Raw genomic sequence first — 7,828 nt, 5'->3', positions numbered from 1 at the left:
CGCCGACCGGGGCGTCAGGTCCCGGTCGGCGCCCGGTTCATCCGCCGGTTACCGCGGCCTCCTGCGCAGTTGCGGCCGCGAGGCGGCCTTCCCCGCCCGGGCGTGCTCGGAGAGCTCCGCGACGGTCGGGTACTGGAAGATCATCCGCATGGAGACGGTGAGACCGAGTTGCCTGCGCATACGGCTGACAAGCCGCCCCGCCATCAGCGAGTTGCCCCCCAGGTCGAAGAACCGGTCATCGATGCCGACCCGCTCCGCGCCGAGGATCTCGGCGAACAGGCCGCACAGCTCCACTTCGAGCGGGTTCCGTCCGGCCCGGTACGCCGCGCCGCGCTTCGGCGCGTCCGAGGGTGCCGCCGCACCGGCCCCGTCGGCGGCCACCAGCCGGCGGTCGGCCTCCGTCACCCCGGCCACACCGCCCACGGACGCGTCCGGGGTGGCCGCCATCCTGGCCACGACGGCGCGGAACCGGTCGGCGATCACCTCGGCGGCCCGTCGGCCGAAGCGGTTTCGGTGGTACTGCAGCGTCATCCGATCGCGTTCGACGAAAAGGGCCAGCGGGTAGTCCACCCCACCGAGCGACTCGACGCGGGTGATCCCGAAGCCCGCCGCCGCGGTGGTTCCGCTCCCGGCCCGGTCGGCCGGATAGGACTGGAACACCAGGAGGGTGTCGAACAGCACCTCCGCCCCGGCGTCCCGGTGGATGTCGCTCAGACCCCGGTGGTGGTGGTCCATCAGCTCCGTCTGGTGCTCCCGCAGATCGGACAGGAGGGCGTCCACCGATCCGTCCGGTGCGCAGTCCACCCTGACCGGCACGGTGTTGATGAACAGCCCGACCGTGGACTCCACCTCGGCGAGGGCGCCGGGTCTCCCCGACACGGTGGCACCGAAGACCACGTCCCGGCGGCCCGTGAACGCGGACAGCAGGACCGCCCAGGCCCCTTGGACGAGGGTGTTCACCGTCACGCCCCGGCCGGCGACCTCGGCCATGGCCTGGCGTTCACCCGGCGTCAGGGGGATCACGACCTCGCCGATCCCGCCCGCCTGCGCGTGCGCCGGCGCTGCGGGCGCCATCAGCGTCGGGGTGCCGACGCCCTCGAGCTCCGCGGCCCAGGCGCGCGCGCTCGCCTCCGCGTCCTGGCGGGACAGCCACCGGAGGAAGGCACGGAATCCGTCGGCGGCCGGGGCGGGGGCGTCACCTCCCGTGGCGCACAGACGGAGCAGCTCCTGCCCGATCACCTGCTCCGACCAGCCGTCCAGCAGGGCGTGGTGCACGCTGAGAACGAGCACGGCCCGGTCAACGCCGAACCGGACCAGGGCCGTCCGCAACAACGGGGGGACGGCCAGGTCGAAACGGTCCGTCCGGTCCTCCGCGAGGAACCGGCCGAACGCCGCCTCCTGTTCGGCCTCGGGCAGGCCACCGAGATCGAGCTCCCGCCACGGCAGGACGAGCCCGTCCACCACGATCTGCACCAGCTCGTCCGTCCCGGCCCTGACGAACGCCACCCGCAGGGCCGGATGCCGGCCGAGCAGCGCGGTGGCGGCCGCGCGCAGCGCCGCCGCGTCGACGTCGCCCGACAGGTGGTACAGCGTCTGCACGTGGTACGTGTCCGGGCCCGTGTCGTCGAGCAGCGAGGCGAAGAGCATCCCGGACTGCATGGGCGTCAGCGGCCACACGTCCGTGAGGCCGGGGTGGCGTCGCCGCCATGCCCGCAGGTCCCGCTCGTCCACGGTGACCAGCGGTGCGCCTTCCGCCGCCCCGGTGCCGTCCTCGGCCGCCGTGGCGCCCGCGACCTCGGCCAGGGCGGCGACGGTGCGGTGCCGGAGTACGTCGCCCGCCGTGACCTCCAGTGCCCGCGCCCGGGCCCGTGTGACGACCTGGATCGCACCGATGCTGTCCCCGCCGAGCGCGATGAAATCGTCGTCGGCCCCCACCCGCTCACGGCCGAGGACGTCCGCGAACACGGCCGCCAGGGCCTCTTCCGGACCGGTGCGCGGGGCACGGTACACAGCGGTGCCGACGGCCGGCTCGGGCAGGCCGGCCCGGTCGAGTTTGCCGTTCGGGGTGAGTGGCAGGGACGGCAGAACCATGATCGTGTGCGGGACCATGTACCCCGGCAGCCGTTCGGCCGTGGCGGCCCGCAACTCCGCGGAGAACGGCCCGGCGGGCGTCCTCGGGTCCGTGGGGACGACGTAGCCGACGAGCCGTCCACCGCGCGCCGCCACGGCCGTCTGCCGCACCCCAGGCACGGCACGCAGGGCGGTCTCGATCTCGCCGACCTCCACCCGCAGCCCGTTCACCTTCACCTGGAAGTCGATCCGGCCGAGCAGCTCGATCAGGCCGTCCTCGCCGAATCTGGCCAGGTCTCCCGTCCGGTACAGGCGTTCGTCCCGGAATCCGCCGTACGACCAGTCCACGAAGCGTTCCGCGGTGAGCTCGGGCCGGCCGAGATAACCGCGGGCCAGCCCGGTGCCGGCCAGATAGAGCTCACCGGGCACTCCGGGCGGCACGGGCCGCATGCCGGCGTCGAGTATGTAGGCGCGCTGATTGGCCATCGGCCGGCCGTAGGGGATGCTGGTCCACCCGGGATCGGCCTCCTCGACCTCGAAGAGCGTGGAGTGGATCGATGCCTCGGTGGCGCCGCCCATGACGACGAACCGCAGCGCCGGAGCGAAGTCGCGGACCCGCCCCGGCAGGGGCACGGGCACCCAGTCGCCGCCGAGCAGCGCGAGACGCAGTGTGGGGAGCGGCCCGGCGCCCGTCTGCTCCACCGCGTCGGCGAGCAGCCCCAGCAGGGCCGGCGCGGAGTTCCAGATCGTGACTCCGTGGGCCCGGATCAGTTCGATCCAGTGCGCCGGGTCGTGCACCCGGGCCGCCTCGGGGACGACCACGGTGCCGCCCGCCACGGTGAGACCGAGGAACTCGTACACCGACATGTCGAAACTGGGCGAGGAGAGCGCCAGCGCCGCGTCGCCGGGCCCCACCGCGAACCTCGTGTTGAGGTCGGCGAGGTTGTTCATGACCCCGCTGTGCCGCAGGGCGATCGGCTTCGGTGTTCCCGTGGAACCGGAGGTGTGGATGATGTAGCACAGGTTCTCCGGGCCGCAGCGGGCGTCCGGCCGGCTTCCGTCGGCCGCCGCCAGCACGTCCGCGTCGCGGTCCAGGAGGATCAGCGGCGTCGCCCCCGCGGGGGCCGCCCCCGCCAGCCCGGCCGCCAGGTCGGAGCGACTGATCATCACCGCGCACGACGTGCCCTCGACCATCGTGGCGAGGCGTTGTGCCGGGTAAGCCGGGTCCAGAGGGACATAGGCGCCGCCGGCCTTGAGGACACCGAGCACGGCGACCAGCAGGGCGGGCGTCCGGTCCAGGCACAGGCCCACCCGGTCGTCGGGCCCCACCCCCAGCGACAGCAGGTGGTGGGCGAGCCGGTTGGCCTCGGTGTCGACCCGGCCGTAGGACCACCGCTCCTCGCCGTGGACGACCGCCACCGCGTCGGGGTCCGCCGCCGCCCGCGCCTCGAAGGCCCGGTGCAGGCAGACGTCGTGCGGCAGGTCCGCCTCCGTGCGGTTCCACTCCACCAGTGTGCGGTGCAGCTGGGCGTCGTCCATGAGCCGCAGGCCCGCGATAGGGGTCTCGGGGGACCGGACACCGTCCTCGACGAGCGTCACGCAGTGCCTCAGCCAGCGCGCTGCCGTGGCGGCGTCGTAGAGACGCGCGTCGTAGTGCAACTCCAGAACGTGGTGCCCGTCGTCGGACCCCGCGCGCGCGACGAACTCCAGCTCCAGGCCCGGAGCCGGGCCGTCGTCGTCACCGGCGCCCACGAAGCGCACGCCCACGGGTGCGTCGGCCGACGGGACCCTGGTGACGGCCGCCGCCAGCGAGCGGAGGCCCGCATCGGCACCGAACTTGACCTGCGCGCCGCCCGGGCCGTCCGGCCCGCCCACCCAGCGCAACTCGATCGAGTCCTGACCGGTGAAGCGGTGCAGGAAGGCGGCGAACCCGGCCAGCAGCACCCTGTCCGCCGGGGCGCCGGCGATCGGCGCCGGCCATCTGAGTTCCGTGCGCTCCACCGCCGTGCACAGGGACCGCACGCCCGGCCGGCGCGGCCGGTCCGGCGGCATGACCGGCACGGGAGGGACAGCGGCGGTGCCCTCGTGCGTGACCGGCGCGCTCACCGGGTGGTCCCCGTGGTGAGCAGGCCCTCGTGCCGTGCGGCGGGGAGCGGATGGCGGGCGCACAGGCTCTCGACGGCCGACCGGACTTCGTCCGCCACCGTGGGATCGATACTGAACTCGGTGTCGCCGTGGGCCGTCGTGGCGGCGAGCACGGCGTGCAGGAGCCGCGCGCACTCCTTCATCTGATCCGGCCCCATCCCGCGCTGGGCCAGGATGTTGGTGCCGAGCCGCAACCCGCTGGTGACCAGGGGCGACTTCTGGTCGCCAGGGATCCGGTTGCGGTTGGCGAGGATCCCGCAGCGCTCCAGGGCGCGTTCGGCGACCACCCCGGTCAGCCCGCGGCAGACGACGTCGATGAGCACCATGTGGTTGTCGGTCCCGCCGGTGAGCACCCGGTGCCCGAGGCCGGCCAGTTCGGTCGCCAGACGCCGGGCGTCGTCCACGATGAGCCGAGCCGTCCGGAAGAACTCCACACTCGACACATGGGCGAAGGACCGGGCCTTCGCCGCGATCGAGGCAGGGCTCGGCGTGCCCTGGAACTGGGGGAAGACCGCACGCTGCATCAGCCGGAACAGGGGAGTGGCACCGTCCGGGCCCGGTGTGCGGTGCTCCCGCCCGATCAGGATCAGCCCGCCGCGCGGACCGCTCAACTGCTTGTACGTGCTGGTCGTCGTCACGTGGGCGACATCGATCGGACTGGGGTGCTCACCGGCGGCCACCAGGCCCGCGATGTGCGATATGTCCGCAACCAGGAATGCCCCCACCGAGTCGGCGATCTCCCGGAAGCGGGGGAAGTCGAGCGTGCGGGGGTACGCGCTGGCACCGGCGATCAGCACGGCGGGCCGGTACTCCCGCGCGAGCGCCTCCACCTCGCCGAAGTCGATGCGCCCGGTGCTGTCCAGCCCGTAGTGCACCGCGTGGAAGTGGCGACCCGTCATGGAGGCCGCGGAGCCGTGCGTCAGGTGCCCGCCGGAGTCGAGGTCCAGGGCGAGCAGGGTCCCGCCCGGCGGGATCAGTGCCGCCAGGACGGCGACGTTGGCGGAGGAGCACGAGTGCGGCTGTACGTTCGCGTACTGGGCCCCGAACAGCTGCTTGGCCCGCGCCACCGCGAGCCTCTCGACCCGGTCGAAGTGGACGGCTCCGGGATGGTACCGGGCGCCCGGATAACCCTCGGCCGTGACGTTCGACAGGGCCGCCCCGCCCGCCGCGAGCACCGAGGGGTCGGCGATGCTCGCGGAGGCGATCATCGCGAGCGTCACCCGCTGCTGCGCCACCTCGGCGTCCAGCATCTCGGCCAGCTCGGGATCGGCCCGCCGGAGGGACTCCCACCCCAGGCGCGTCAGCTCGGCCTGCTCGTTCCCCGTCACGAGGGGCGCGTACGCGTCCCCCCTTCCCTGCACTGCCCAATCGGCGTCCTGGTGCGCCGTTTCCCTAGTCGTCGTGTTCGACCGACCGGCCATCTCCTGCACCTCTATGTCTGAGTCAATGCAACCCGGATGAATCTCTGTGCTGTCCATACGCGGCCGCGTGGTGCGACTGCACGGCGCCGGGAGGCCTAAAGGCGGATGAATATGCGGCGGCGCTGTTCGGATACGATCCGCGGTGGCGTACCGGACGATTATCCGGCCACCGGATCCGAACGAGCGGAATCAGGGGTTCTCGCTTATCGAAACGCCTCGGCCGCACCGGACGCGAGGGTTTTCCGGCGAACCGGCCACGTGTTCTTCCGGGCAGCGTACTGGCTGGCGGCGGGCCGGGCACTGCACGGCCGCCGCCCTGTTGTCCCGTCGACGGGACAACAGGGCGGGCGTGACCGGAATGCCGCGGAACCGCGCCCCGATCACTATCCGGGCCGACAGCGCTTGACCGTTCCGCGTTCACGCCGGAAGCTCAGGGCGTGCATGCCCTTTGATGCCGCTTCGAGCGTTCCCCGGGGCCCGCGGCACGTCGGCCATTTCGGTCGGAACATGTCGTTCGGCGTCGGGGCGTGTTCACGGATTCACCGCAGGACACCTGTGGCTCATCACCGCTGCGGTTCTTCCGCAATCGGATCGCCGAGGCCGCGCCAGTCGCAGACGGCTGTCGCAGCGTGCTCGTTCGCCCGTGCCCCGGCCGGCCCAGTCCGCGAGCAGACGACCTAGGAAGTAGAGGCGAAATGATCCAGTTGTCCTTCGCGCAGAGCCGGTTGTGGTTCCTCCACCGTTTCGAGGGGCCCTCCGCCACCTACAACCTTCCCGTGGAGGTGCGGCTCGAAGGCGTCCTCGACGCGGGCGCCCTGGAGGCGGCGCTGCGGGACGTGGTGGTGCGGCACGAGAGCCTGCGCACGGTGTTCGTCGAGGACGAGGCCGGCGTGGCCTACCAGCGGGTCGTCCCCGAGACGGAACTCGCCCTGGTCATGTCCACGCGCGAGGTGTCGCCGGACGCGGAGGCGGCCGCCGCCTCCGAGGCCGCCGGCCACCGGTTCGACCTGTCGCGCGAGATCCCGGTGCGCGCGGTGCTCCTGCGGTCCGGACCGCGACGGCACCTCCTGGTGCTGGTCATGCACCACATCGCCTTCGACGGTGAGTCGATGGGGCCGCTGGCCAGGGACTTGTCGCGGGCGTACCGGGCTCGGTGCGAGGGCGCGGCTCCGGTGTGGGACGAGTTGCCGGTGCAGTACACGGACTACACGCTCTGGCAGAAGGACCTGCTGGGCGACGAGAACGACCCCGAGAGCGAGCTGGCCTCCCAGCTGGCCTACTGGCGGCAGGAGCTCGAAGGAGCCTCCCAGCAGCTGGTGCTGCCGACCGACCGCCCGCGCCCGCCCGTGCCGGGACACGACGGCGGGGTCCTGCGGTTCGCCGTCGACGCCGTCGACCGGGCGGGCGTCCAGGCTCTCGCCCAGCGCACCGGAACCTCCGAACCGATGGTCCTCCAGGCGGCGCTGGCCGTGTTGCTGGGTCAGCTCGGCGGTGGTGAGGACGTGTCGATCGGTTCACCGATCGCGGGCCGCGACGACGAGGCGCTGGCGGATCTGGTCGGCTTCTTCGTGAACACCTGGGTGCTGCGGGTCGACCTGTCGGGCAACCCGACGTTCGAGGACGTCCTGGGACGGGTGCGTGACAAGGCGCTCGCCGCCTACGACAACCAGGACGCCCCGTTCGAGCGGCTCGTCGAGATCCTGAACCCGCAACGCTCCCGGGCCTATCACCCGCTGTTCCAGGTGATGTTCGCCTGGCAGGACACGTCCCAGGTCGACGTCGACCTGCCGGGCGTCACCGCGACGATGGAGATGGTGGCCTCCGGCACCGCGAAGTTCGACCTGGAGTTCAGCTTCGGTGCCGACCCCTCGGGTGGCGGACTGCTCTGCACGCTCGAGTATGCGACGGAGTTGTTCGATCGGGGGTCCGCGGTGGGTTTCGCGGAGCGGTTCGTGCGGGTGTTGCGTGGGGTGGTGGGTGATCCGGGTGTGCGTGTGGGTGCGGTGGATGTGTTGTCGGCGGGTGAGCGTGAGCGGTTGCTGGTGGGGGTGAACGATACGGCGGTGGGGGTGCCGGCGGTGTCGTTGGCGGGGTTGGTGGAGCGTCGGGTGGAGGTGTCGCCGGATGCGGTGGCGGTGGTGTGTGGTGGGGTGTCGTGGTCGTTCCGTGAGGTGAACGAGCGGGCGAATCGG

At 72.4% G+C, this 7,828-nt stretch carries 3 protein-coding genes; 1 reads left to right on the top strand and 2 read right to left on the bottom strand.

The window, feature by feature from the left end; all coding sequences use genetic code 11:
- Positions 1 to 48: 48 nt before the first annotated feature.
- Both ABZ371_RS25800 and glyA read right to left on the bottom strand, forming a co-directional pair.
- Positions 49 to 4,176 carry an amino acid adenylation domain-containing protein gene (locus tag ABZ371_RS25800; RefSeq protein WP_358683787.1) on the bottom strand — a complete coding sequence of 1,376 codons (4,128 nt, stop codon included), beginning with the start codon at positions 4,174 to 4,176 and terminating at the stop codon, positions 49 to 51.
- Positions 4,173 to 5,543, bottom strand: a complete 1,371-nt coding sequence (gene glyA / locus ABZ371_RS25795) for a serine hydroxymethyltransferase (RefSeq protein WP_358683785.1) — start codon at positions 5,541 to 5,543, stop codon at positions 4,173 to 4,175. Before glyA ends, ABZ371_RS25800 begins: the two co-directional genes overlap by 4 nt.
- Before the next feature lie 788 nt (positions 5,544 to 6,331).
- On the opposite strand from glyA, the gene ABZ371_RS25790 reads away from it, so the two are divergent.
- The coding region (locus ABZ371_RS25790; RefSeq protein WP_358683783.1) for a condensation domain-containing protein at positions 6,332 to 7,828 on the top strand (1,497 nt) is incomplete at its 3' end.

The sequence above is a fragment of the Streptomyces sp. NPDC005899 genome (assembly GCF_040629645.1).
GTDB lineage: Bacteria > Actinomycetota > Actinomycetes > Streptomycetales > Streptomycetaceae > Streptomyces.
This window is presented reverse-complemented; position numbering and strand designations above follow the sequence as displayed.